This window comes from Mycolicibacterium sarraceniae, assembly GCF_010731875.1.
GTDB classification, from domain to species: Bacteria; Actinomycetota; Actinomycetes; order Mycobacteriales; family Mycobacteriaceae; genus Mycobacterium; species Mycobacterium sarraceniae.
This window is the reverse complement of record NZ_AP022595.1, coordinates 759,312-782,641: the sequence shown is the minus strand read 5'-3', so window position 1 is coordinate 782,641 and position 23,330 is coordinate 759,312. Positions and strand designations below refer to the sequence as shown.

Here is a 23,330-nt window from a genome sequence, read left to right as displayed (position 1 = left end):
TTCAACCCAGCGGCAGCGGCGCCGACCAGACCAGCCTGGTGCCGCCGCCGCTGCGCGGCGTGACGCTGAACCGGCCTCCGCACTCACGAGCGCGGGCCGCCAGATTGGCCAGGCCACTGCGCGTGCCGTCGGTGGGGTCCGGGCCGAGTCCCACCCCGTCATCGCTGACGCCGATGGTCAGGTCGTTCTCGACGGTCACCGAGACGGTCACCGAACGGGCCGCAGCGTGGCGCACCACATTGCTGACCGCCTCCCGTACCACCGCCTCCGCATGATCGGCGAGGGTGGCGTCGACCACCGACAGTGGTCCGCTGATATGCAGCGCCGGGCGCACCGCCGAGTCGACGGTCATCTGGGTGACCGCCTGTTCGATGCGCTGACGCAGCCGGGTGACCGATCCGCCGTGCAGATCGAAGATCGTGGTGCGGATCTCCTCGACGACGTCCTGTAGATCATCCAGCGCGACGGTGACCCGGCGGTTGCCCTCGGCCTGGTCGGCCTTCAGCGCGCCCTGCAGGGACAAGCCCACTGCGAACAGCCGCTGGATCACATGGTCGTGCAGATCCCTGGCGATCCGGTCGCGGTCGGTCAGCACGTCGAGTTCGCGCATCCGCCGCTGCGCGGTCGCCAGATGCAGTGCCAGGCCCGCCTGGGCGGTGAAAGCCGCGGCCATGTCCAGATCGGCCTCGGTGAACTGCTTGCCCGGCGTCGCCACGCACACCAATACGGCGGTCGCGGTGTCGGGCTCGCAGACCGGCAGCACCAGGGCGGCGGCGCGCTCATCCAAATCACCGAAATCACTGACCCGCAACGGAAGGCAATCCATGAATGCCGTTGCGGCCGAACCGGATACCGGCAACGTGCGGCCCAACAGCTCGGCGCGGGTCGACGCCGTGACCACCAGCTGGCCGGAATCGTCCGGGGTGGCATAGACGGTGACTGCACTTGCGGTCAAAGCTAATGCCTTGGTGGCGATTTCGCGGTGCACCGCGGCCGGGTCGTCGCCGGCCAGCAGATCGGTGCTGATATCGCGAGTGGCCTCGATCCATAGCTGGCGGCTGTGCGCCGCCTGGTAGAGCCGGGCGTTGTCGATCGCGATACCCGCCGCCCCGGCCAGCGCTTGCACCAGTACCTCGTCGGCTTCGGTGAACGCCGCTCCGTCGGCCTTCTCGGTCAGATAGAGATTGCCGTAGACCTGACCGCGGATCCGGATGGGCACCCCGAGGAAGCTCCGCATCGGCGGGTGATGCGCGGGGAACCCGATCGACGCGGGATGTTGCGAAAGATCTTCGACACGAATCACTTCGGGTGATTGCATCAGCAGGCCCAGCATTCCGTGACCGGCGGGCAACGGGCCGATCAGTTCGGCAGTCTCGGGATCGATACCCTCGAACACGAACCGCTCCAGTACCGGCTGGGGCTCGGAGGCGATCACTCCAACGGCGCCGTAGCGGGCGTCCACCAAACCCATCGCGGTGTGCACGATGGTGTGCAGCTTCTTCTCCAGTTCCAATCCGGAGGAGACGGCCAGCACCGCGTCGATGAGGCCGTCGCGGACCTCGACATCAAACATCGCTGCGGCGCATTGTATCCGCGGCGAACAGAGCGGCCTGGGTGCGGCCGGACAGGCCCAGCTTCGTCAGCAACCGGGACACGTAGTTCTTGATCGTCTTCTCCGCGAGGAACATCCGCTGGCCGATCTCGCGGTTGGTCAGGCCTTCACCCAGCAGTTGCAGCAGCGTGCGCTCGGTGGAGGACAGATCACGCAGCCGCTCGTCGACTTCAGTGTCCTGACGCAACCGCGACATCAGCGCGGCGGCGGCGCGGTTGTCCAGCAACGACTTTCCGGCACCGACGGCCGTGATGGCCTCAGCCAGCTCCATACCGCGAATATCTTTGACCACGTACCCGCTGGCACCGGCCAGGATCGCGTCGAGCATGGATGGCTCGTCGGTGAAGGAGGTCAAGATCAGACAACGCAATTCGGGCTGCGAGGCGAGTAGATCCCGGCACAGGTCGATACCGCTGCCGTCGGGCAGGCGGATGTCGAGCACCGCAACGTCGGGCTGTGCGGCCGGAATGCGGGCCAGCGCTTCGGCGACGGTGGCCGCCTCACCCACCACGGCCAGTTCGGGGTCGCTGCTGAGCAGCTCAGCCAGACCACGCCGCACGACCTCATGGTCGTCGACCAGAAACACCTTGATCACACCGTAGTACAGCCTAGAAGGCTGCCAGGCCGGTAGGGACTTTGGTCCCGACATCGGCAGACCAACGCCGGGTGACCGGGGCCCGCAACCGCCTGGCGCAGGGACCCGCGTGGGTGGATCGTTGGTGCTGCGCAACGGTAAATGCACCCTCCGGAGCGCGACCTGGGCCGGCGGGCACGAATCCTTCTTCGTCCCGCCGGCCCAAACTCCTTTTCTAGACCGCGCCGATGGCCAGATATGCGCCCGCCATCGACGTCGTCGCCGCCGACTTTCCCGACCTGACTGTCGTGATGGCGCATCCCGCGGTGGCACGGAAGATCCGCACCGAGAATGCGCTGCGAGTGCTCGGGCTGGCCTAAGCGGTCTGGGATTCGACGACCATCTCCGACGGTGCGTTGTGTTCCCACAACACCGCGCCCACGCAGGCGGTCAGCACCCATCCGGCTCCGACCGCGCCGCACCAGATCAGCAGCGCCATCGCCACACCGATCGGGCCGAAGCCATCCCAGTCGTGCAGCAGCGAGGGCATGAGCACGCGCGCGCCGAGTGGAATGACGACACCGTCGATCACCACACCGGCCAGCCCGGCCAGCGCGAGTGGGCTCAGGCCTCGGCCTCCGTCGCGGACCAGCAGTGCCGGGGTCACCGACCAGAACAGCCACACCGGCAGCAGCCCGATCACGAACAGCAGTCCCCGGCTGACGCCGTGGTGATGGTGGCCGAACATGATTCGCTCTCGCACCGCCATGGTGAACAGGTACAACGCGAACCAGAGTGCGCCGCGCGCCAGCCGGGTCAGCACACCGTACTGCTCGCGACGCCAGGCCTTCGCGAAGATCGATGCGACGGAGGCCGCCATCGGGATGCCCCAGACGAGAAAACTCGCCACCCCGATCAGCGTCCAGTCCGCCCGCAGCCCGGCGGAATTGCCGAAGGCCTCTCGCAACCGGTCGGACAGCGGATGTTCCAGCGCGAACTGGCGGGTGAAGATCGTGCCGGGGCTGGCATTGTCGGCGAAGCCCTGCATGTAGCTGAACCCGATGATCATCAGCGGTATGACCGTGGTGAACAGCTGGGTGGAGACCACCGCGCTCTGGGTGCTGCCATCGATCTCGTTGTAGCGGGCGAGCAGTGCCGTCAGTGGTTTGAGCCGACGCGACTCCTGCAGGCGCCGTGCGCGCTCCTCGAGGCGCCGACGGATGTCGTCGCGCCCGGTGCCGACCGGTTCACCCGACTCTGTCATGACCAGCGAGAGTAGGCGATCAACGCGTCGTCGTCGGGAAGGTCGCCGCGTCCGTGTGAGGGCCCGGCCGCTGCCCTTTGCGCAGGGTCGCGATCAACTCGCGGTAGGGGCCGACGAGATAGGCGGTGTCCCCGGCAATCAGCCGGGTGTCGCGGCGCGGATGCAGCCGCAGCGCGGCGTCGTCCCGGGCGATCGCGATGACCCGGGCCTGTGTGGACAGCTCGAACATCCTGATCCCGTCAAGCTCAGTGTTTGGCTGCACCTGCACCGCGCCGACCATGAACGAGCGGTGACCCACCGAAAATGTGCCCTGGACGTCGAGGCCCATCGCCGCGCCGATGAACCAGGGGGTCGCAAGATCGACGGTGGAGCGGACGTACTCGAACTTGAACCGCTTGCCCACTGCGGAGCCCAGAGCCCGGTCGTAGATCCGCAAGACGATCGGGACGTCGGGGCGCTGTATCTCGGGAAGTGTTCGCGGGCCGAATATCTCACGCACTACGATCCCTGTTTCGATGTTGACCATATCGTCTGCTGTCAGCACGGCGACGGCGCGCGCATCGCCGATTCGGGCTGCCTGCAGCGTCTGGCGGAGCGTGGCATCGCCGAAGATGACCGGCACGCCCAGTTCGGCGGCCGCGGACAGGTAGCGGTTGTCCTCGTTGCGCTCGATCACGGCGACGTCGTGGCCGGCCGCCTTGAGCACGGTGGCCACGCCGATCCCGAAGGACCCGAGGCCGACCACTACGACGTGGTGCTGGAGGTGGCGCACCTTCTGGCGGCTGGCGCTCTGCGAGATGCGCTGCGACAGCAGCACATCGGCGACGAACGCCACTACGATGGCGGTCGTGGCGACGCCGGCGAACATCATCACCACGCCCCACAGCCGCAGCCAAGTGGGCTGTTGGAGGAAGTTGAAGTCGCCGTAGCCCACCGTGGCGATGGTCTCGGCGGAGAAATACAGCGCATCCACCCAGCTCATCCCGGGCTGGTTGTAGGCGAACCGAAGCATGACCGTCGACCCGGCCAGCAGCGTGGCCGCCACCGCCAGCGCGCGGTAGAACATCGGGTTCAGGTCGGCCGCGAACGCGCGCGCGGCGTCGGAGACGCGGACGAACAGCGGCCGCGGCCGGGGCGAGACGCGCATCGGCTTGGCCACTTTGATGCCCTGTTCGGCGAGTTCGTCGGCGGTGCCGATCATCGCCGTCCAATCGCCGGTGTGCACTCGCGTGTCGCGGCCGGGGCAGGGGATCACCTCGCCGGGGGTGTCGGAGTTGTCGCCGCGGATGACGGCGACGGGGGCGAGATCGCCGTAGATCTCCCGCAGGGTGCCGTCGCGGGTCGCGGTGGTGCCGGTGACGACGAAGTTCATCCCGGCCGCCGAAATCGTGTGGGTGGTGCGGTTAAGCAAGGCCTCGACCACCGAGGGGGCGGCGATGTCGGCGACGTCGAGGATGGCGCCGGGCCCGTTGTTATCCGCCATGGCCTCACGCAACACCGGGTTCGACAGCCGGGCCACCACCCGGGCGTGCGGGTTGGCCTGCCGGGCCAGCAGGGCGATCTGCAGGTTCAGATCGTCGTCATCGTCGGCGCAGATCACGGCATCGGCGGTGGCGATCCCCGCTCCTTCGAGATCCTCGGGCGCCTGCGAGAGCGCGACGATGACCCCGGCGTTCTTCAGCTCGTCGATGATCCGCAGACCCAGCGCGTCATCACCGCAGACGATGGTGTGACCGTGCATGGGGAGACGCTACTTCGGAAACCTCGGCCGTGACGGGTGAGAATGGCCTGTGCCGTCTGCGCCCGCCGCTCCGTATGTCAAAGCCTGCATCAACGGCGCCCGCGGCCCGGCGTCGCATCCGGGGTTGCCGGTGACACCGCAGGAGCGGTTGCGCACCGTACAGGCGTGGACTCCTGGGCGCGCTCCGAGCTGGCAGCGCACTGTCTGCGAGTGATGATCGAGCTAGGGCCAGACGGGAGCACCGAGACGGCCGACGATCTGCTGGCGCGGATCCGCAGTGCGCAGTCGCCGGTGCCGATCCTGTTGCACGGCCTCGACGACAGCTGCTGGCCGCTGCTGGAGTACGCGGGGCTGCGCGGGTTGCAAACCCGGATCGGCGTGGAGGACACCGTGCTGCTGCCGGACGGATCGACCGCGTCGGGTAACGCTGAGCTCGTCGCCGCCGCGTACGAGGTGCTGCGCGCGGCTGGCTAGTCGTCGGCGGCCAGCGCGAAGTCGGCGAAATCGAAGCCCGGCACCACCACACAGCTGACCAGGGTCGGCTCCTGGTCGCGGGGCCGGGCTCGCTGCCAATAGCCCGGTGGCACCAGCACTTGCGGCTGCTCGCCGGCGGCGATGTCGGGGCCGAGCAGAACTGTTGTGGCGCTGCCACTTTCGGGGCCGATCTCGAGCAGGAGCGGGCTTCCCCGGTGATACAGCCACAATTCCGCGCTGCGCACGGTGTGCCAGGCCGACTGCTGCCCGGGCAGCAGCACGAAGTAGACGGCGGTTCCGGCGTTGCGAGGTCCGTTGTAGTCCGGCGGTAACGCCGACTCGCCGACGACGAGCTCACTGCGCCAGGTCTCGCGGAAGTACCCGCCTTCAGGGTGCGGGCCCAGCTCGAGTTTCCGTACCCAGTCGGGGAGATCCGTCATGGGCATCAGCGTAGAGATAAATCGGTTGCCGGCGTTCGCGTTTCCGCATTAGCGTGGCGGTCGTTCAGCTCAACCGCATCGGAAAGGACGGTCCCTGTCGTGGATCACAGCGTCGCTCACCTGATCGCTGCCGACCGGACGCACCGGACTGGTGGGTGCCAACGGCAGCGGCAAATCGACGCTGTTACGCCTGATCGCCGGTGAGCTCACCCCGACGGGCGGGCGGATCGTGGCAGGCGGTGACATCGCCTATCTGCCGCAGACCCTGACTCTCGATGTCGCGCTGTCGATCGCGCACGTACTCGGTGTGGGCGCGAAGCTCGCCGCGCTGGCCGCGATCGAGTCCGGTGTGGCGACCGAGCACGACTTCGAGGTCATCGGCGAGGACTGGGATATCGCCGATCGCCCGGCCGAGGTGCTGCGTGTCATCGGGCTGGGCGCGGTTGACCTGGATCGCACGGTCGGCCAGGTGTCCGGCGGGGAAGCGATGCTGCTCGCTATCACCGCACTTCGGCTCGATCCAGCCGATATCACCCTGCTCGACGAACCGACCAACAACCTCGACCGGGACGCCCGCGGCCGGTTGTTCGATCTGATCGCCGACTGGCCGGGACTCTCGTGGTGGTCAGCCATGACGTCGCCCTGCTGAACCGGATGGACAACACCGCCGAGTTGTACAACCACCGGCTCACCTCGTTCGGCGGGCCCTATGGCGAGTGGTGTGCCCACCTGGACAACGAACTGGCCGCCGCGGCGCAGGCGGTGTCGGCGGCCGAGCAGACGGTGCGGGTGGCCAAACGCCAGCGCGCGGCGGCCGAAACTAAGCTGGCACGGCGAAACCGCAAGGCGCAGAGAGATTATGACAACAAGCGGGCACCGAAGATCGTGATGAACAACTGGGCGGCGTCTGCCGAGGTCTCGGCGGGCAAGCTGCGTACCGAGCTCGACGATAAGGCCGTGGCGGCCGAAGGCGCGTTACAGGTCGCCGAGGCCAGGCTCCGCAACGATGAGCACATCCGCGTCGACCTCCCCGATCCCACCGTGCCGGCCACCCGCAGGCTGGCCGAATTGCCGCGCAGCCGTGGGCCATTGGTGGTGATGGGGCCCGAGCGGATCGCTATCGTCGGCGCCAACGGGATCGGGAAGACCAGGCTGCTGGACGCTCTGCTGGCCGGTGAGGCAGGCCGGCTATTGACCGACCGGGTCGGCTACCTGCCCCAGCGCATTGACAGCCTCGACGAGCAGGCCAGCGTGCTGGACAACGTGGCGACGCCCGGCGGTGATGCGGCCCTGGTGCGCACTCGCCTGGCGAGGTTTCTGCTCCGCGGCGACTCGGTGTACCGGCCGGTGGCCACGCTATCCGGCGGCGAACGGTTCCGCGTCGCGCTGGCTCGCCTGCTGTTGGCCGAACCGCCGCCGCAGCTGATCGTGCTCGATGAACCGACTAACAATCTCGACCTGGCCAGTGTTGACCAGCTGGTCGACGCCCTGGCTGCCTACCGTGGCGCGGTGATCGTGGTCAGTCACGACGACGACTTCCTGGCCCGGCTGGATCTGGACCGGACCTTGTCGATGCGGCGCCCCGGCGTGCTGGACGAGGCGGGTTAGGGTCTGACCATGGCACACCTACGCGCGGGTTGGCTCGTCGTGCTGTGCGCTGTGGTGCTGGCGGTCAGTGCCTGGTTGCCGTGGTTGACCACCCCGGTCCTGGGTGGCGGACGCGCCAGTGCGATCGGTGGCACGGTCGGCAGCATCGTGCTGCCGCCCCGCTTCGGGGCAGGCCAGTTGATCGTGCTGCTGGCCTCGGTGCTGATCGTCACCGGCGCGATGGTGGCGCGCAATCTGTCTCCGCGACTGGCCGCTGCCGCGGCGCTGGCGATCTCGGCGATGCTCGCCGTCCTGACCTACTGGTATTACCACCTCAACGTCAGCGGCCCGGTGTCGGCGGGGTACGGCTTCTACGTCGGGGCCGGCGCCGCGGCCGCCGCACTGCTGGCGTCGGTGTGGGCGTTGTGCTCCGCGCTGGGGCGCAGGCGATGAGCAGATTCGTCGAACCGGTCACTTTGACCGGCGCGCAATGGGTTTCACTTGAGCCGTTAAGTGACGCCCACATTCCGGAGATCACCGCGGCGGCAGCCGATGTCGGCGAGTTGTGGTTCACCAGCGCACCGTCGCCGGACAACGCGGTGGTGGGCTCTTCGGGCCCGCTCCATACTCGCGCACGCGTTCGACCAACTCGGTTGCGTCGCTGTGGAGTTCCGCACGCACTTCTTCAATCAGGTCAGCAGGGCGGCTATTGAAAGGCTCGGCGCCAAGCAGGACGGCATACTGCTCAGCCACCAGGTCCTGGCCGACGGATCCCGCCGCGACACCGTGGTCTACTCCATCCTCGACATCGAATGGCCCGCGGTTCGCAACAACCTGACGTTCAGGCTCAGCCGCCACGGCTGATAGCGGCTGAGCCTGAACGTTCGGAATCGGTTGAGCCTCAGCTCGCGTCGACGGTCGTCGCCTCGATCTGGGTGCCCCCGCCGGACCGGACGACTTCGATGCGGCGCGGCTTGGCCCTCTCAGCCAACGGGATCGTCACCGTCAGCACGCCGTTCTCGTAGGTGGCTGAGATCCTCGTGGTGTCGATGCCCTCGCCGAGCGCCAGCTGGCGACGGTAGGTGCCGAAGAATCTCTCGCTGGTCAACCACTGCACTGAATCTTCAGAGCGCGCTGAGCGGTGCGCGGTCAGTGTCAGCGTCCCGCTGTCGACATTCACATCGACCGAACCGGGATCCACGCCGGGCAGGTCGGCGGTCAGCACGTAGTGATCGTCGACCTTGTAGAGGTCCATCGGCATGAATCTGGGGCTACGGTCGGTTCCGGCTTGGCTGGTCAACAGCCCCCGGGTCATTGCGTCAAGGTCATTGAACGGATCGAAACGCAGCACAGTACTCACCTCCTGCGGATCTATGAACGTAAGCCCACCACCCTGGCGGGCAGCTTTACTGTGCAACGCCAGATTAGCACTCGAAGATCGAGAGTGCTAACACATTTTTGCGGTTCTCGCGGCTGCCAACGGTAGGCTTGGGCGGGTTTTCCGGGTGGGTTCGAAGGGATCAGATTGCGCAGGGTGACCGGACAGGTGTCGGCGGTGCTGGCGGCCGCGCTGGTGGTGGTGGCGATCGCAGGCTGTTCGGACGACGCGAAGCCGGTCGCCGTTAAATGCGATGAGGTGTCGGTGCCGATGATCGATATCCCCACCCGAACCGATCAGGAACCGCGGCTTCGGCTACCCCAACCGCAGGGTTGGGAGCGCACCACCAAGCTCGACTCCGAGACCATCCGATTCGCGCTGCGCGACGAAGGGCTCACCGAAGAGGGGTTCACCCCCAATGTCGTCGTCACGCTGCAGAAGGCGAATTCCAGCATCGGCAAGCCGCAGCGGATACTCGACGCTCAGAACCAACAGCTGGTCGCGAAGCTGAAAGTCAAGGACCTGAAATCCACCCCGGCCCAGGTATGCGGGTCCACGGCGCAATCGACCACCTATACGGCTCCCGCAATGGGAAAGATCCCTGCTCGCAATGCCACGTCCCTGGCCGCGGTGTACCAAGACGGTGATGTCAACTACGTCACCACCGTGACGGTGCAGACGATCAAACCTGAAAACCCCACCTACGTCACGGATTCCGCGACGATTATCAAGGGCTTCCAGATACTTCCCGCTAAATAGCGACAGTGTGCACCTGTTCGCCGCTCAACCGCTCGGCGCACCGGTCGCAGGAAAGCTCCCCGGTGAAACCGGAACCGCAGTCGGCATGCGTCATCACCACCGCCGGACCTTCGGGAGCCTGATACCACCACTGCGCCCACTGCAGCGCCGCAGTCAGCACCGGGAAGAACGCCCGGCCCTTATCGGTCAACAGGTATGCGGCCCGCTCCGGACCCGAGCGCTCCGTGGGTGAGGTGGTGAACACACCGATATGGCAGAACGTCTGTAACCGTTCGGCCAGCAGACTGGGTGGGGCGCCGAGCTGGGTTTGGAAATCTGTGAAACGGGTGGTGCCCAGGAATGCGGCCACCAGCAGTGCTGCGGCCCAACGATTTCCGAGAATGCTCATAGTCTCCGGGAACAACCCGGCGTGGCGGGTGGCGGTATCGGGTTCCGAACGGCGCCGCGTCGATGCGGCCGGCGCCGAGCGGGTCCACGTTCCGCTGGGGCCGAGGCTCAATGCCACCTCCGGGCCGGTGACCACGACACAGCAAGTGTTGCAACGCAATTGGGGCGTGAAGTGAGATCCGCACGCCACGTGGCGCATGGCGGGCAGTGCTTCGTGGTGCCCGGTCACCCAATTGCGTTCCCACTCCCAGATGGACAGCAATGCCGGCCACAGCGATCGGCCGCGGCCGGTGATCAGATACTCGGTGCGCGCCCGGGTGGAGGCATGCACCGTGCGGCTCAACAGGCCATTGTCGACCAGGGTCCGCAGCCGACTGGTCAGCACCGAATTTGAGATCGGCAACCGTGACATGAATTGGCTGTAGCGGCTGGCACCCAGCAATGCCTGCTGCACGATCAGCAGATTCCACTCGTCGCCGAGTAGACCCAGCATCCTGCCGATGGCATTGGGACTGTCGGGTGCCAGGACGGTGGGCGTCTCGGCGGCCGTGGTATCGGTCACTACAGTCCGATCGCCTCGGCGGCCGAATCGCTGGTATGCCAGCGGCGCAGTGCGTCACCGGCCACCCACGTGGAATGCGTTCCGCTGGAGATCCGTTCGGGCAGTTGAAGTTTGCACAACGGTCCGTCCGCCAGCCGGGCCGCATCGAACACCAGGCAGTAGGAGGCGTCGGCAGCCATATCGGTGGTCAGGGTGACCAGGTAGCCGTCGTCTTCGGCTTGGCTGCCGAGCCGGGGCGCCATGGCCGTCTCACTGCCGTAGACACCGTCGCCGAACCCGAAGCGCTCTTCGGTGCCGGTCTGCAGGTCGTGTCGGACCAGGCCGTCGAACAGGAACCAGCCCGGCTTGCCGCTGGCCGCATAGGTATAGCGGTAGGGCTCACCGGCATGACCGGAGTTGATCATGCCGAACTCGGTGATGCTGTCGGACAACGATTCTTCGGTTAGGCCGCCGGTACGCAGATTGAGCCGCCAGCGGTGCAGCCGGGCCTGCATCCGGTCCAGCGCAAGGAACCGGAACGCCCGCTGCCACTTGGTGCCGGTGCCGTCATCGCTGGGCTCGGGGTCGCCCTGGAAGAAGCCGTCCAGCACGATCTCGTCACCGTCTTCGTAGGCGTTGGTGAAGTGCAGCACGTAGGTGGGGTCGGCCTCGAACCACTGGATCTTGCCCTCGCCCCGGCGGGGGAGCACCGCGAATCGCGACGGGATATCTCGGTGGAAACGAGCGACGTGCATGTCGCGCTCCAGCAGCTCCGGATCCCAGAACAACGGAAAATCGTTGAGAATCACATAGTTTCGGGTGAACGCCATATCGTGGGGCAGCCGCGGGCCGGGCAGCGGCACATCGGTGTAGTGCACCAGGTCATTGTTGGCATCGACCACCCCGTAGTGCATATAGGGCGCGGCCTTGGCGTAGTTGAAGAACAGCATCTCGCCGGTGCGGTCGTCCACCTTCGGATGCGCAGATACACCCCAGCTGCTGGGGAAGCCGCCGTTGAAGGTCTCCTTGCCCAGGGTCTGCGCCGAGTACGGGTCGACGCGGTAGAGATCGCCGCATTGGTAGAAACTCGTCAGCGCGGTGCCGCGGTGCACCACGACATCGGTGCTGGAGGCGTCCTTCATCAGCGTGCGCGCACCCCAGCCGTAGTCCACCTTGGCCAGCGGCAGCGGCTCTGCCAGCCCGGGCCAGAGCGGGCCGCCGGCGGCGTTCTCCGCCTCGAATCCGTCGGTCCGGACAAAACGGTTGCGATAGAAGGCCGTTCCGTCACGGAAGCCGACGATATGCAGCATGCCGTCACCGTCGAAGGGGTGATACGCCTTCAGCGCCGGATGTAGCGGGTTCTCGGTATTGCGCAGATAGACGCCGTCGAGATCAGTGGGGATTTCACCGTCCACGACGCTGAGATCGTCGGCGTGCCATTCGGTGCTCTGCGGTCGCCACGGTCCGGTGCGGTACGGGTGGTCGTCATCCTCGGGGAGGGTGGACAGGAATTTCCCGACAATCTCAGTGTGCATCCTCTGCCGATCTGATCACGAAACTGACTGTGGTGGCGGTACTACCGCCGAAATTCAAGGTGCCGAAGCGGCGCGCGCCGTCGACCTGGTAGTCGCCGGCGAGATCGCTGACCTGTTTGGCGGCGTCGAGCATCATCCGGACACCCGATGCGCCGACTGGGTGCCCGCCGCCGATCAGGCCGCCGCTCGGATTGATCGGGAGTCGGCCGCCGATTGCGATCTCACCGTTCTCGATCGCCTTCCATGATTCGCCGGGCCCGGTGAGACCGATGTGGTCGATCGCGAGGTACTCACTAGGGGTGAAGCAGTCGTGCACCTCGATACCGTCGAGATCGTCGAGCCCGATGCCGGCGCGCCCGAACGCGTCGTACACGGCGGCGCGGACGTGCGGCAGCACATAGGGATTCGCGGCGTCACGATCGAGCTTCTGCCGTAGTCCCAGTCCGACAGTGCGATGGCCCCAGCCTTCGATCAGCCCGATCGGGCGCACGCCCGGATGGTCGCGCAGGAAATCGTCGTTCACCAGCACCACGCCTGCGCCGCCGTCGGTCATCTGGCTGCAGTCGTAGCGGCGGATGCGCCCCTCGGTCGGCGGGTTGACGGCGTCATCACTGCCGTGCGACACCAGATCGGGGACCTCCCACTCCCGGGTCTGGGCGTTGGGGTTGTGCCGGGCGTTGCTGAAATTCAGTGCCGCGATCGCATGCAGGTGCGCGTCGTCGATACCGAACCGACGGTCATACTCGTCGGCGACTTCGGCGAACATCGACGGCCAGATGTACGTGGCGTCCTGGCCCTCATGGCCGGTCCAGGCGGCGGCGCCGAGGTGAGCGGCCGCGGTGTCGCCGGGCACTGTCTTCTCCAGTTCGACACCGACGACCAGGGCGGTGCGGTAGTTGCCGGCCCGCAGATCAGCCATCGCCGCCAGTGCCGCGACGCTGCCGGAGGCGCACGCCGCCTCATGGCGGGTGGCCGGGGTATCCCACAAGCCGTCGTGCACCGTGGCGGGCATCGCGCCGAGGTGGCCCTGTCGGGCGAACATCTCGCCGAAGGCGTTGGCAACGTGCACGACGTCGATATCGGTGGCGTCGATCATCGATTCGGCGAGGGTAAGATTGACAACCTCGCTGGTCAGCGCCGCAAAGTCGCAGCCCTCCCGGGCCAGGTTGCGAGCGAAGTCGCTCTGGTAGCCACCGAGAATCCAGACGTTGCCTGCCACAGCGGCGAAGTTACTACAGCTAAGAGAGTGGCGGGCCGGATTGCGGTGAGTGATCCCAAATGAGGTCGGTCCCGCCGGCTCTTGGTCTGAACCGACAGGACCTCAGCGGGCGTGGAAGTCGACCACCGCGCCCGCCTGCTGCGCAGCATTACCGAACCTGCTCGTCCACAAACGTCGGCATCCTCAAGGTGGTGCGTAACTCTGCGGAGGAGGGGAGCAATGGGTGAATGACTTCGCCCAACCACGATCTTGCGCAGCGGATGGCCGAGCTGGCCCGCGCCGCCGCGCCACCCCGCGACGTCAATCTGGTCCTCGCCAGTGTGACCGTCGCGGCAAGGGAAATGCTGCCTGGCACCGTACTCGGCATAGCCGAGCGTCCGCCCGTCGTGCAGGCGGATCGTCCTATCGTGAACAGCGTGTGTGCACGACTCCTTTAGCGCATACAAGCACACCGCGCTCCTTGGCGAAGCGCATTCGGCCGCTACGACAACCGGCAGCCGGTATAGCCGGACACGACCGTATTGCCCTTGTAGAAGAACGTGAGGAATGCGCCGCCCGACCCGCTGGACCACACTCGCGCTTCCCGGGTTCGTCCTGCATGACCTGGATGTCCGTGGCGCCGACCGCACCAGCCGCGTCCTCCGCGACGCCGAGCAGGGCAGCCCAGTCCTGCTCGGACACCGTCACGTTCTCGGCGATCCGGTTCGGCAGATAGGCCGACTTCCCGCCGGACTGCTCATACGGTGCAGGACAATTGCCGGAGTCAGCGTTGTCTGCGGTCTTCCAGACGATGCTCGGCACGTGTTGCGTTGCCGCCGTGGTGATGGTGGCAATCGCGTCTTCCAGTTGCGCTTTGGTCTCCGCGAAGGGCGGCAGCGATTTCAATTCATCGAGTGCCCGGGTAGCCCCGCTGGACGGTGTAGGGGCGCACGGCTGTTCCGCGTGGCATCCTGTCGTCGAAAAGATGAGGGCCAGAACAACAGTGAGCAGAACTACGTCTTCCCCGTGGTGGTGCCGAGCCTCATGCGTCTGCCTCCCACTTCCGCCGGACCGTCGTCGCCAAACCAGCGGTAGTCGCTATGTCTCTGCGCAGCAACGCTATTCAGCAGGACACCGCCGCCGTCGGGCACGCCGGCAGTGCCGGTTTCCACATGCGCGAAGTTCGGGTTGGTCGCCGGGTTTGGTCCGAACTGCCCGGCCCGGAGGCATCCAGCGTGCGCATGAGAGTCTCGCCGACTCCTCTCAGCGGGGGCGGTAGCGTCTCGACGGCCACCTGCGCCCCGAGGCGGCGCGTCATAGACATTTTGGATCGGATCGTCGGGTGATCCGCCCCGGCGTGTCGGGAGAGTTCTTCCGTTGGGAAGGATGGGACGCGTGGGAGCGAAGTCGTCGAGGCGGTATCCCGAAGAGTTGAAGGCGCGCGGTGCAGATGGTGGCGGATCTGGGCAGCGAGACGGTCTCGGAGTGGGAGGCGATGGGCCGTGTCGCTGACCTGCTGGGCGTCGGTACTGCGGAGACGGTGCGCAAGTGGGTCCGGCGGTTCCGGTGCTCCAACACTCCACCGACGCCACGGAACCCCGCAGCGCGTCACTTACCGATGTTCCGCGGCGAGAAAACAACAAACCTGCGGATGATGTCTGCGGTTCCGTGTGGTCATGCCCGCGTTGCTCCGCGGTAATCGCTCGTACGCGCGCAGGAGAGATCGGCGCAGCAGTTCGTGAGTGCTACCGCCAAGGCGGCAAGGTGTACATGTTGACATTGACTATGCGGCACAAGGCTTCTGATCGTCTCTCAGAACTGTGGGACGCATTGAGCTCCGGTTGGAGGTCGGCGTTCGGCACGCGCACTTGGACGGGTCAGAATGCCCGTACGGCGGAACGTAACGGGAGGTTAGTCCGTGTAATGTCGAGCTATTCGAGATCGCTGGCCTTACCCGTGTTGTCGAGGCGACTTACGGCACGCCTGCTCAAGGCGGACACGGTTGGCATCTGCATATCCATGCTCTGGTGTTCTGCGCGTCGACGCTCCGATCGGGGCTGAGGTTCAAGTTGCCGGATTGGAACAGCCCGCTTGAGGACCGAGAGTGGTTGGCAAGAAACGCTTTTGCATCTCGCGTGTATGACCGGTGGTCAGCCGGATTGAAGAAGGCGGGCTACGCACTGCCGGGCTCGGTAGCTGTCGACATGCGAGAGGTGGGTGATGGGGGCGCGGAATATCTCGGCAGGTATCTCACGAAGGCGACGTACGATGCAGCCACGAAGACCGGAATTGAGGTGGCTGCGGGACAAGTTTCGAAAGTTGGTCGCGTAGACCGGAACCGCACGCCGTTCGAGTTGCTGGCAGACCTCGCAACATCGGTAGACGCTCGCGGTTTTGGTGTTCGGACGCCGCGCCACTGGGCAGTGAAGGAAGCAGGCGACGGCGATTGGGCAGTGATCGATCACGATACCGGGGAGGTGTTGGCTGTTACCCCACCTGGCGAATGGGCGATTTGGCACGAATGGGAACAAGGATCCAAAGGGCGTCGGCAGATCATGTGGTCGCGTCGTCGACGTGTTCCGGTCTCCGTTCGTGAGCAGCTGTGGAACTGCCTTCTCGATGTCCGCGGCGAAACAGCTGACGCCACAGACGAAGAAGTGGCGGCTGCCGATATCGACGGTGAAGTCGTCGGTGAAGTGTCACGTGCTGATTGGTATCGCGTAGTTGTGTGGCGTCCCGAGCTGATGACGCGGTTGCTCGAAACTGCAGAAGCCCAAGGTAGACAGGGTGTTGCGATGCTTCTGAGCGAGATTGGTGTCCCGGTTGCGCTGGGGCATCCACCGCCCGTTTGCATCGTGGATATGAGACATATGGTGTGAGACAAGAAATGAGACACCGCGACCTGGCGTTATGCGCATGCATCGTGCTGGATACGGCGCCGAACATCAGTCGCCTCAGGGCTCCTGTAGCTCGATCTGCTCAATCCCGACGAACGCAGCGAGCTCAGTCACATCCCGGTGCACGTCGAAGGCACGCAGCAGCCCGATATAGCGCTGCTTGTCCAGATCCCAGTCGTACTGCTGCACGGTGGGGTCTTGGGCCGCGGCGAACGCGAGGTCAGCGAGAAGCCTTGTTGTGCGGCCATTTCCGTCAACGAAGGGGTGTATACGAACCGTCTCGGCATGGACCACGATCCCCAACTGGCGGGGGGTCCAGTCGTCGGTGTGCTCCCACCGCCAGGCGATCGAGCCGAGGGTGCTGCGCAGCTCGACGGCGATGAGTTCGGGAGCGACACCGATGTTGAGTTCGAGCTGACGCTGCCGCCCGCCCCACTGCCAGATCGGACCGAACAACTGCGTATGGAGATCACGGATGAAGTAGTCGCTGAGAAGCTCGTCTAGCGGCAACGAACCGTCCAGCGCCGCTGGCATCAACGCCTCAACTACCTGATCCTGCAAACTCTGTTCGAGGGCATAGACGTCCGCTCGGGTGATCGGCTTGTCGAGGATCTCGACAACCTCAGCCAGCAGAGCATCAAGTTCGTCGTGAGGCAGCGGCGTTTCGCCGTAACCGGGCGTCAGCGGCATCAGCGCTTGGGCGGCTGCTGCTTTGCAAGATAGGCCTTCACCGCTGCTGAATGGCGGTGACTGGTTGGCACGACCCGGCCCTCCAACTTGGCCGACGCCTTGGTCGCCCGCATCCCGGCCTTCTTGACGGCAGCCTTCGACACCACCACCGTCTTGGCTGTCTTTCGCTCCATCGCTGCACCTCCATGCACTACCGGCCGTGTACCGATCCTACCGGCCCGACCCCAGCGGCAACCACGACGTTTTAACGCAACCAGAAGTCGTCCGCGGTAAACGAGCGTGGTATCCGAGTGCCAGCTCGTTCCTGTCGAGCCGGTTCACCAAGCGGCGAACTGATCCCATCGGTGCTCTAGGTGAACCTCGTCAGGCCTGCCCGCGATACCCCGCGATGTCGGCCCCCGGGGAGACAGCACCGCGACAGCCAAAAGTGGAGACACCACCATCACGCAGACACGACGTGCTCGGCGAGGTGGCAACGGGCGACAACAAGCCCCCCGGCTGACAATGTTGCTTCGGGCCGCGACCGGAATGCATCAGCTGTTCGTGGTGTGCTTGCCGTGGCGGGCCTGCGCAGTCAGGTCCGGCCAGGTCCAGACTGCTGTATCACAGGCCATGGCCCGCCACCATGTCGCCGCGCCAAGGCTAGCAAACTGGAGGCGCTGCGCGGAGAGGAGCTATCCCGGCGCTCCTGACTGCGTTCCCAACGACCCCCGCGGACGAAGGTGGCCGAGTTGTAAGGCCCCACATACCTTTACCAATCACCCTCCCGGGAAAGCGCCACTTGGTTACCGCAACGTTCGCGTCGTTACCGACGATGGACGTGAGCTGCGCACGGTCGACGTCGACCCCCAACGAGCACCTCTGATCACGTGGGCGTTCCTTGCATACGCGTCGGGAGAATGGACGCTCAGTCGTCTGGCGGCAGAGCTGGAGCATCGCGGTCTCACAACACGACCGACACCGAAGTCGCCTGGCCGAGCGATCAAGCAGAACTCGCTGCACAAGATCCTCACGACGCCGTACTACAAGGGCGAGGTCGTCTACCGAGGGGTGCGGTACCCGGGGCGGCATACGCCGCTCGTTGACGAAGCGACGTGGACCCGGGTTCAAGACGTACTCAGCTCCCACGCGATGGGGGAGAAGCAGCGAGATCACCCGCACTATCTCAAGTCAAGCGTGTTCTGCGGGAAGTGTGGCAGTCGACTGATTGTGACCATGTCGAAGAATCGATACGGCGCGGTGTACCCGTACTTCATTTGCCTTGGCCGACACCAGAAAACGGCCGAGTGCACGCAGCGGGCCGTCCTCATCCCGATCGTTGAGCAGCGAGTCGAAGAGCATTACCAAACCATCCAACTCGATCAAGCGTCGAGAGACAGGATCGAGGAGGTCCTCAGGGGTGAGCTACGGCAATTCCGTAAGAGTGCCGAGACCTCCACGCGACAACTGAGCACCCAGAAGGAGCAGTTAACCAGCGAAAGGATGCGGCTACTGCAGGCCCACTACGCCGGAGCAATACCTATCGATCTGTTGAAGACGGAGCAAGACCGAATTGCTCGACAGTTGGCGTCTATCGAGGAGCGGCTCTCCGCGGCGGCCATGGAGTTCGACAGCATCGAGCGAGCATTTCGCGTGGCCCTTGATTTTGCGGTCCACTGCCATAAGGGCTACTTGAACGCTCGCGAGCCAGAACGGCGCCTGTTTAATCAGGCCCTATTCACCAAAATTCTGGTCGATGAGGATCGCGTGACGGTGGAGCTGGCCGAGCCATTCAGGACGCTATTTGGCGCTGCTGGCAGAGCCGAATCGCAGGACGCGGCGGTTCCAGCGCTCCAACACTCCACCGACGCCACGGAACACCGCAGCGCGTCACTTACTGATGTCCCGCGGCGAGAAATCAACAAACCTGCGGATGATGTCGCAGGTTTGAATATGAATACTTTGGTGCCCCCGGCATGATTCGAACATGCGACACCGGCTTTAGGAGAGCCGTGCTCTATCCCCTGAGCTACGGGGGCGTACCGGCTGGGAGCTTACCGCCTGTCGCCTGCAACTCCGCCCACGCAGGGGTCAGCGCAGTTCGGCGATGACCTTGGCGAAGTACTCCGCGTGGTAGTCCTGCACGGTGAAGTAGGTGATCCCGTAATCGTCTCGGCGCGCCCGCAGGGTGTCGGCGATATCGCGCGGGGTACCGGTGAGGACGGTGGGGAGCGCCAGCAGCTGTTCCTCGGTGGCGTCGGGAGCGTAGCCGCGGGTCAGTGCCAGGTCCGGGATTCCCGAGGAATCGGTGGGCACCCCGGTGATCGCGATGTTGAGTTCCAGGTCGGCGAACCGGTCACCGGCTTCTGCCTTGACGAACTCGATGCGCTCGGCGAGCGGATCGTGGCCGGGATACTCGGGCACCCCACCGCCGGTGAGCCCGATGATGTCGGCGTGCTGTGCCGCGATCCGCAGCACCCGATCACCGTTGCCCGCGATCAGGATTGGGATCGACGGTGCGGTGTCCTTGAGATATGTGGTGGTGTGCCGCAAGTGGTCTACCCGCTCGCCGGCACTCGGATACGGCATCTCGGCGGCTTCGAATTCCTCGCGGACATATCCGGTGCCCAGCCCGAGATCCAGCCGGCCCTCACTGAGAACGTCGACGGCGATGGCGTCGCGGGCCAGGATCGCGGGCTTGTAGAACGCCGCGTTGATCACGAACGTGCCCACCCGCATGGTCTTGGAATACTCCGCGGCGGCCACCATGGTGGGGAACGGCGCCGGGATCCCGAACCGGCCGAGATGGTCTGGGACGTGTAGGACGTCGAAGCCGAAATCCTCGAACCGTCGGACGGTGTCGCGCAGCTTCTGTGCTGACTTGACCGATCGCACACCGATGCCGAAGCGAAAGTCTCTGCCCATCCCGGCATGTTAGGACCGGGTCTGCTCTGATCGACAGCGCCTGTCTCGGTACGCGGCACGTTTTGCCGTGCCCCCGAGCCGGGCATTCTGGTGAATTGTGAATACCCCCAGCGTCGGCGTGGAGGAGGAATTCCTTCTCGTCGCCCCCAGCACTGGTGAGCCAATTGCCCGCAACGCTGACGTCGCCAGATACGCGGCCGCCGCCGGTGTCGACCTACAGCTCGAACTGACCACGTGTCAGGTCGAGACTGTCACCGAGGTAGCGCAAACGAGTTCTGAACTGCGCCAACAGATCACCCAGCTACGCCTGGTTGCAGCCGAGTCGGCCGAGAAGGCCGGCGCATAACTGCTCGCAGTCGCTCTGTCGCCGACGGTGCCGCACACCTTTGCTATCACCGACAATGAGCGTCATCTGCGGCTGCCACGATTACGTCGAGGTGTCGAACCGCGTGGCACCGACAGCGGTCACGCCAGTTGGCGCAGCGTGCTGTGGAATCGCTGGCCCAGCGCGGGGACCGCCGCCGCACGTGGATTTGGCCGAGCACTACGACGCGATGGTGAAAATGCTGCTCGGTGCCGGCGCTCCTGCTGGCGACACTGGACCCGTGCCGCGGTGATGACAGCGCTGGCTGCCGAGAGTTCGCCGCTGAACCGTCGCCCAGGTCGGCCGCGGCGATGATCTCGTCTGCCCCGGCATGGTCGGTGGGTAGGTAGGTCACATCGTCCTCGCGAAAACCGGCCTCACACAACGCCGCCACCAGCTGGTGCGCGGTGAACGGTTCGCGCCGCGACGGCCGCACCGCCACGCGGTACCCCATCGCCAACGCCTGCGGCCACAGACCGTGCACGCCCGGCGCATTGCCGGAGGCGTGCACACCGAACAGCTCGCCGCGCCGGGCCCAGATAGCCGCTGCGTGCCCAGGCGGCGCAGTCTGCCAATCTGGCACCGCGCCGGCCTTGTGCAGGGCGGCACGGCGCTGATCGGCGGGAAGCGGCGTGGTTTTGCGCTGCGTGGCCATCGCTCGGGCGATGTAGAGGGGCGGGGCGATACTCAGCTCGGCGACCGGGGCGACCGGGGCGACCTCGGCGACCGAGTCGCCGATCTGGCCGTCTGGGCCTGCGACAGGATCGTCGTGCTGCCGAACACCATCGCGATGGCCGCGGCCGGAAAGACGTCGCGCGGCACGTCGAGGGTGTCGAGGTCCACATGCGCACCGCTGAGCAGAATGAAGCGGACCTTGTCGCCCACCCCGTGCGGGTCGCTGGGCATCATGCAGAGAAAGCCGCGGCCGCCGAGCAATCCGGGGCGACGGAAGTCGTCGGTCTGCCAGTCGGCGACCTGGGCCACCCAGTCCGGCAGCTGAGCCGTTCGCTTGGGTGCGTCCGTGGTGCCCCCGGATTCGAAGATCAGCCGGATCGGCGGTGGTGAGCCGTAACCGCGTGGAATCGGGTCCTCGACCGGGCGTCGCGCAATTGGTTCAATCCTGGAGCAGCTTGACCGAAAGTGACACCGGACGGGGCGGTCGTTAACCAATTCGTATGCAGGAGTTCGCCTGCGGTATCCATGCTGATGTGATGACGCGACCTCGTCGGATGCAACCACGTCACCGGTGTGGCGGTCACGGCGAGCCCGCTGGACGTCGGGCCCTACTCAACGACCGCCGTCGCGGTGACGGTGCGGCCGGGGATCGGGACCGTCCTGGAAGGTCAGCGCAACCACGTCGGTGCTGAACGTGGTGATGCGCTTCTCCGATACCGGTGCTGCCACCGATGCGGCCGTAGCCATGCACCGACACCGCCACGTCGACGTGGTCGAGAAACGCGGCGAGGCGGTCAGATTCGGCGGTACGTTCGGCGATGGCGTCGGTCATCTGCTCCAGCCCGCCACCGTGAATGGCGAGAAACCCGAACCGCGATCTGAGCTGGCTCTCCTCGACGATCGACGGGTCGGCCAAGAGTTCGGAAAGTGATTGCGGCCCAGAGGAGTTCGATGCCAGCGGCCGCGGGTCCGCGGCCTCGGGGCAACGCCGGGCCAGCTGTTGCACGTCAAGGTTGGACCCGTAGGCAAAGTGCGGGCGGAGCATCAGCGCGCAAGCGTCAGGCAGATCAACACCGCGTTCAGCACTGTAATGATCGCGGCGACCGTCCAGCCAAGAGCGGTGGTCAGGCGGCTGTTGGTATCGGCACCCATCAGCGTGCGATTGCTGGTCAGCCGTACCAACGGGATCAGCGCGAACGGGATACCGAACGACAACACCACCTGGGAGATAACCAGTGCGCGGCTGGGATCGATACCGATGGCCAGCACCACGAGCGCGGGGATCAGCGTGATCAGCCGGCGCACCAGCAGCGGAACGGTCTTGTGCAGCAACCCCTGCATGATCATCGCCCCGGCGTACGCCCCGACCGATGTCGAGGCCAGCCCGGAAGCCAGCAGGCCGATCGCGAACAGCAGCGCCACCGTCGGCCCGAGTGTGTCGCGGACGGCGGCGTGCGCGCCCTCGATCGAGTCGGTGCCGTCGCGGCCCTGCAGGTTGGTCGCCGCGATCAGCAGCATCGATAGGTTGACCGCCCCGGCCACCAGCATCGCGATGCCGACATCCCATCGGGTGATGCGCAGCAGCCGGGCCCGCGGCGCACCGGCGTCGGGGTGCCCGTGCCGGTCGCGGGCGAGCCCGGAATGCAGGTAGACAGCGTGCGGCATCACGGTAGCGCCGAGCATAGCGGCGGCCAGCAACACGCTTTCCGGGCCGCCGAATCGGGGAACCAAACCCGCCAGCACATCAGCGGCCGGCGGTGTCTTGACGAACAGGCTGGACAGGAACCCGATGGCGATGACCAGTAACAGCCCGGTGATCACCCGCTCGAACACCCGCTGACCGCGCCGGTCCTGCACGACGAGCAGCAGCAGCGACACCACACCGGTGATCACGCCGCCGAGCAGCAGCGGCAGCCCGAACAGCAGCCGCAGCGCGATCGCGCCACCCACCACCTCGGCAAGGTCGGTGGCGATCGCGATTACTTCAGCCTGAAGCCAGTACCCGATACGGCTCGGGGTGCGGGTGTGGTCACGGACGGTTTCGGGCAGCGTGCGGCCGGTGACCAGCCCCAGCTTGGCCGACAGGTACTGCACCAACCCGGCCATCACGTTGGCGACCACGATCACCCACACCAGCAGGAACCCGAACTGTGCACCGGCGCTGATATTGGCCGCGACGTTCCCCGGGTCGACGTAGGCGATGGCCGCCACGAACGCCGGGCCAAGGAGATACCAGCCCCGCTTGGGGGCGCGGGTCACCTGTGCCAATCGATGAGCCTTCTCTCCGGACACTCAAACAAGAAAGTAAGG

The 23,330-nt window shown here is 65.7% G+C and carries 22 protein-coding genes, 1 tRNA gene and 9 pseudogenes; 13 read left to right on the top strand and 19 right to left on the bottom strand.

The annotated features are described in order from the left end of the window. Position 1 precedes the first annotated feature (1 nt). Both G6N13_RS04055 and G6N13_RS04050 read right to left on the bottom strand, forming a co-directional pair. A complete protein-coding gene (locus G6N13_RS04055) occupies positions 2–1,573 on the bottom strand; it encodes a sensor histidine kinase (protein ID WP_163694909.1) in 1,572 nt (523 codons plus the stop codon). After that, a complete protein-coding gene (locus tag G6N13_RS04050) occupies positions 1,566–2,207 on the bottom strand; it encodes a response regulator transcription factor (protein ID WP_163701665.1) in 642 nt (213 codons plus the stop codon). Before G6N13_RS04050 ends, G6N13_RS04055 begins: the two co-directional genes overlap by 8 nt. Positions 2,208–2,434: 227 nt before the next feature. Between G6N13_RS04050 and G6N13_RS25640 the strand changes: the two genes are divergently transcribed. After that, positions 2,435–2,566: a hypothetical protein gene (locus G6N13_RS25640; protein ID WP_268949079.1), complete on the top strand. Its 132-nt coding sequence runs from the start codon at positions 2,435–2,437 to the stop codon at positions 2,564–2,566. On the opposite strand, the gene G6N13_RS04045 is transcribed toward G6N13_RS25640, so the two are convergent. Beyond that, positions 2,563–3,450 carry a hypothetical protein gene (locus G6N13_RS04045; protein WP_163694908.1) on the bottom strand — a complete coding sequence of 296 codons (888 nt, stop codon included), beginning with the start codon at positions 3,448–3,450 and terminating at the stop codon, positions 2,563–2,565. The genes G6N13_RS25640 and G6N13_RS04045 overlap by 4 nt on opposite strands. Positions 3,451–3,469: 19 nt before the next feature. Beyond that, positions 3,470–5,191, bottom strand: coding sequence for an NAD-binding protein (locus tag G6N13_RS04040; protein WP_163694907.1), 1,722 nt, complete (start codon positions 5,189–5,191; stop codon positions 3,470–3,472). Between the two features lie 168 nt (positions 5,192–5,359). Here G6N13_RS04040 and G6N13_RS04035 point away from each other — a divergent pair. Further along, positions 5,360–5,665 (top strand): annotated as a pseudogene (locus G6N13_RS04035) (3-keto-5-aminohexanoate cleavage protein); the annotation flags it as partial. Here the strand turns inward: G6N13_RS04035 and G6N13_RS04030 are convergent. Next, complete coding sequence (locus tag G6N13_RS04030) at positions 5,662–6,105, bottom strand: cupin domain-containing protein (protein ID WP_163694905.1); 444 nt, start codon at positions 6,103–6,105, stop codon at positions 5,662–5,664. The pseudogene G6N13_RS04035 and the gene G6N13_RS04030 sit on opposite strands and share 4 nt — an antisense overlap. 151 nt (positions 6,106–6,256) lie before the next feature. Between G6N13_RS04030 and G6N13_RS24850 the strand changes: the two genes are divergently transcribed. The 4 genes and pseudogenes from G6N13_RS24850 (at position 6,257) to G6N13_RS04015 (ending at position 8,556) form a co-directional block, all read left to right on the top strand. After that, positions 6,257–6,754: an ATP-binding cassette domain-containing protein gene (locus G6N13_RS24850; protein ID WP_235677922.1), complete on the top strand. Its 498-nt coding sequence runs from the start codon at positions 6,257–6,259 to the stop codon at positions 6,752–6,754. Further along, the gene (locus tag G6N13_RS04025) at positions 6,727–7,713 is read left to right on the top strand and encodes an ATP-binding cassette domain-containing protein (protein WP_235677921.1); all 987 of its coding nucleotides are present in this window, start codon (positions 6,727–6,729) and stop codon (positions 7,711–7,713) included. Before G6N13_RS24850 ends, G6N13_RS04025 begins: the two co-directional genes overlap by 28 nt. A gap of 9 nt (positions 7,714–7,722) precedes the next feature. Next, entirely contained in the window at positions 7,723–8,145 is a 423-nt protein-coding gene (locus G6N13_RS04020) for a hypothetical protein (RefSeq protein ID WP_163694904.1), read from the top strand. Then, a pseudogene (locus tag G6N13_RS04015) lies at positions 8,142–8,556 on the top strand (GNAT family N-acetyltransferase). The gene G6N13_RS04020 and the pseudogene G6N13_RS04015 overlap by 4 nt, the downstream one beginning before the upstream one ends. A 37-nt stretch (positions 8,557–8,593) precedes the next feature. On the opposite strand, the gene G6N13_RS04010 reads toward G6N13_RS04015, so the two are convergent. Beyond that, positions 8,594–9,043 carry an Hsp20/alpha crystallin family protein gene (locus tag G6N13_RS04010; RefSeq protein WP_163694903.1) on the bottom strand — a complete coding sequence of 150 codons (450 nt, stop codon included), beginning with the start codon at positions 9,041–9,043 and terminating at the stop codon, positions 8,594–8,596. 183 nt (positions 9,044–9,226) lie between these two features. Here G6N13_RS04010 and G6N13_RS04005 point away from each other — a divergent pair, with 183 nt between their 5' ends. After that, positions 9,227–9,829, top strand: a complete 603-nt coding sequence (locus tag G6N13_RS04005) for an LpqN/LpqT family lipoprotein (protein WP_163694902.1) — start codon at positions 9,227–9,229, stop codon at positions 9,827–9,829. Here the strand turns inward: G6N13_RS04005 and G6N13_RS04000 are convergent. From G6N13_RS04000 to G6N13_RS03990, 3 genes are read right to left on the bottom strand one after another with little or no spacing between them, the layout of a single operon-like run. Then, entirely contained in the window at positions 9,822–10,778 is a 957-nt protein-coding gene (locus G6N13_RS04000) for a winged helix-turn-helix transcriptional regulator (RefSeq protein WP_407663866.1), read from the bottom strand. The genes G6N13_RS04005 and G6N13_RS04000 overlap by 8 nt on opposite strands. Further along, the gene (locus tag G6N13_RS03995) at positions 10,778–12,292 is read right to left on the bottom strand and encodes a carotenoid oxygenase family protein (RefSeq protein ID WP_163694901.1); all 1,515 of its coding nucleotides are present in this window, start codon (positions 12,290–12,292) and stop codon (positions 10,778–10,780) included. The genes G6N13_RS04000 and G6N13_RS03995 overlap by 1 nt, the downstream gene beginning before the upstream one ends. Continuing rightward, positions 12,282–13,511 carry an acetyl-CoA acetyltransferase gene (locus tag G6N13_RS03990; RefSeq protein WP_163694900.1) on the bottom strand — a complete coding sequence of 410 codons (1,230 nt, stop codon included), beginning with the start codon at positions 13,509–13,511 and terminating at the stop codon, positions 12,282–12,284. The genes G6N13_RS03995 and G6N13_RS03990 overlap by 11 nt, the downstream gene beginning before the upstream one ends. Positions 13,512–13,738: 227 nt before the next feature. Between G6N13_RS03990 and G6N13_RS03985 the strand changes: the two genes are divergently transcribed. Continuing rightward, on the top strand, positions 13,739–13,948 hold the full coding sequence (locus G6N13_RS03985) for a hypothetical protein (RefSeq protein WP_163694272.1): 210 nt from the start codon (positions 13,739–13,741) through the stop codon (positions 13,946–13,948). Positions 13,949–13,992: 44 nt separating this feature from the next. On the opposite strand, the gene G6N13_RS24845 is transcribed toward G6N13_RS03985, so the two are convergent. Next, entirely contained in the window at positions 13,993–14,085 is a 93-nt protein-coding gene (locus G6N13_RS24845; RefSeq protein WP_235677920.1) for an LppA family lipoprotein, read from the bottom strand. 53 nt (positions 14,086–14,138) lie between these two features. Beyond that, positions 14,139–14,396 (bottom strand): annotated as a pseudogene (locus G6N13_RS26070) (LppA family lipoprotein); the annotation flags it as partial. A 489-nt stretch (positions 14,397–14,885) separates the two neighbouring features. On the opposite strand from G6N13_RS26070, the pseudogene G6N13_RS26350 reads away from it, so the two are divergent. Both G6N13_RS26350 and G6N13_RS03975 read left to right on the top strand, forming a co-directional pair. Next, positions 14,886–15,051, top strand: a pseudogene (locus tag G6N13_RS26350) (IS3-like element IS987 family transposase); the annotation flags it as partial. A 547-nt stretch (positions 15,052–15,598) separates the two neighbouring features. Next, complete coding sequence (locus tag G6N13_RS03975) at positions 15,599–16,369, top strand: hypothetical protein (RefSeq protein WP_163694899.1); 771 nt, start codon at positions 15,599–15,601, stop codon at positions 16,367–16,369. Positions 16,370–16,444: 75 nt separating this feature from the next. Here the strand turns inward: G6N13_RS03975 and G6N13_RS03970 are convergent, their stop codons facing one another. Next, positions 16,445–17,077 carry a Fic family protein gene (locus G6N13_RS03970; protein ID WP_163694898.1) on the bottom strand — a complete coding sequence of 211 codons (633 nt, stop codon included), beginning with the start codon at positions 17,075–17,077 and terminating at the stop codon, positions 16,445–16,447. After that, complete coding sequence (locus G6N13_RS24075) at positions 17,077–17,250, bottom strand: hypothetical protein (protein ID WP_170310433.1); 174 nt, start codon at positions 17,248–17,250, stop codon at positions 17,077–17,079. The genes G6N13_RS03970 and G6N13_RS24075 overlap by 1 nt, the downstream gene beginning before the upstream one ends. A gap of 331 nt (positions 17,251–17,581) precedes the next feature. Between G6N13_RS24075 and G6N13_RS26065 the strand changes: the two are divergent. Next, a pseudogene (locus G6N13_RS26065) lies at positions 17,582–18,139 on the top strand (recombinase family protein); the annotation flags it as partial. A gap of 153 nt (positions 18,140–18,292) precedes the next feature. Beyond that, the gene (locus G6N13_RS24835; protein ID WP_235678034.1) at positions 18,293–19,036 is read left to right on the top strand and encodes a recombinase zinc ribbon domain-containing protein; all 744 of its coding nucleotides are present in this window, start codon (positions 18,293–18,295) and stop codon (positions 19,034–19,036) included. On the opposite strand, the gene G6N13_RS03960 is transcribed toward G6N13_RS24835, so the two are convergent. Beyond that, positions 19,020–19,095: transfer RNA gene (locus tag G6N13_RS03960), tRNA-Arg, on the bottom strand. The genes G6N13_RS24835 and G6N13_RS03960 overlap by 17 nt on opposite strands. 52 nt (positions 19,096–19,147) lie before the next feature. Next, positions 19,148–19,981: an LLM class F420-dependent oxidoreductase gene (locus tag G6N13_RS03955; RefSeq protein ID WP_163694896.1), complete on the bottom strand. Its 834-nt coding sequence runs from the start codon at positions 19,979–19,981 to the stop codon at positions 19,148–19,150. Positions 19,982–20,075: 94 nt separating this feature from the next. Here G6N13_RS03955 and G6N13_RS03950 point away from each other — a divergent pair. Further along, positions 20,076–20,577 (top strand): annotated as a pseudogene (locus G6N13_RS03950) (glutamate-cysteine ligase family protein); the annotation flags it as partial. 63 nt (positions 20,578–20,640) lie between these two features. On the opposite strand, the pseudogene G6N13_RS03945 reads toward G6N13_RS03950, so the two are convergent. From G6N13_RS03945 to G6N13_RS03930, 4 genes and pseudogenes are all read right to left on the bottom strand, one after another. Then, a pseudogene (locus G6N13_RS03945) lies at positions 20,641–21,000 on the bottom strand (hypothetical protein); the annotation flags it as partial. Between the two features lie 47 nt (positions 21,001–21,047). Continuing rightward, positions 21,048–21,463: pseudogene (locus G6N13_RS03940) on the bottom strand (phenazine antibiotic biosynthesis protein); the annotation flags it as partial. 215 nt (positions 21,464–21,678) lie between these two features. Continuing rightward, positions 21,679–21,987, bottom strand: a pseudogene (locus G6N13_RS24830) (poly-gamma-glutamate hydrolase family protein); the annotation flags it as partial. Between the two features lie 77 nt (positions 21,988–22,064). Continuing rightward, positions 22,065–23,312 (bottom strand): Nramp family divalent metal transporter, encoded by a 1,248-nt coding sequence (locus G6N13_RS03930; protein ID WP_407663865.1) that lies wholly within the window; start codon positions 23,310–23,312, stop codon positions 22,065–22,067. Positions 23,313–23,330 lie beyond the last annotated feature (18 nt).

Excerpts from the sequence above, each read along its gene's own strand:
- G6N13_RS04055 (WP_163694909.1), bottom strand. The coding sequence starts at position 1,573 with ATGTTTGATGTCGAGGTCCGCGACGGCCTCATCGACGCGGTGCTGGCC.
- G6N13_RS25640 (WP_268949079.1), top strand. The coding sequence starts at position 2,435 with ATGGCCAGATATGCGCCCGCCATCGACGTCGTCGCCGCCGACTTTCCC.
- G6N13_RS04045 (WP_163694908.1), bottom strand. The coding sequence starts at position 3,450 with ATGACAGAGTCGGGTGAACCGGTCGGCACCGGGCGCGACGACATCCGT.
- G6N13_RS04040 (WP_163694907.1), bottom strand. The coding sequence starts at position 5,191 with ATGCACGGTCACACCATCGTCTGCGGTGATGACGCGCTGGGTCTGCGG.
- G6N13_RS04030 (WP_163694905.1), bottom strand. The coding sequence starts at position 6,105 with ATGACGGATCTCCCCGACTGGGTACGGAAACTCGAGCTGGGCCCGCAC.
- G6N13_RS04020 (WP_163694904.1), top strand. The coding sequence starts at position 7,723 with ATGGCACACCTACGCGCGGGTTGGCTCGTCGTGCTGTGCGCTGTGGTG.
- G6N13_RS03995 (WP_163694901.1), bottom strand. The coding sequence starts at position 12,292 with ATGCACACTGAGATTGTCGGGAAATTCCTGTCCACCCTCCCCGAGGAT.
- G6N13_RS03985 (WP_163694272.1), top strand. The coding sequence starts at position 13,739 with ATGACTTCGCCCAACCACGATCTTGCGCAGCGGATGGCCGAGCTGGCC.
- G6N13_RS03970 (WP_163694898.1), bottom strand. The coding sequence starts at position 17,077 with ATGCCGCTGACGCCCGGTTACGGCGAAACGCCGCTGCCTCACGACGAA.
- G6N13_RS24075 (WP_170310433.1), bottom strand. The coding sequence starts at position 17,250 with ATGGAGCGAAAGACAGCCAAGACGGTGGTGGTGTCGAAGGCTGCCGTC.
- G6N13_RS24835 (WP_235678034.1), top strand. The coding sequence starts at position 18,293 with ATGTCGAAGAATCGATACGGCGCGGTGTACCCGTACTTCATTTGCCTT.
- G6N13_RS03955 (WP_163694896.1), bottom strand. The coding sequence starts at position 19,981 with ATGGGCAGAGACTTTCGCTTCGGCATCGGTGTGCGATCGGTCAAGTCA.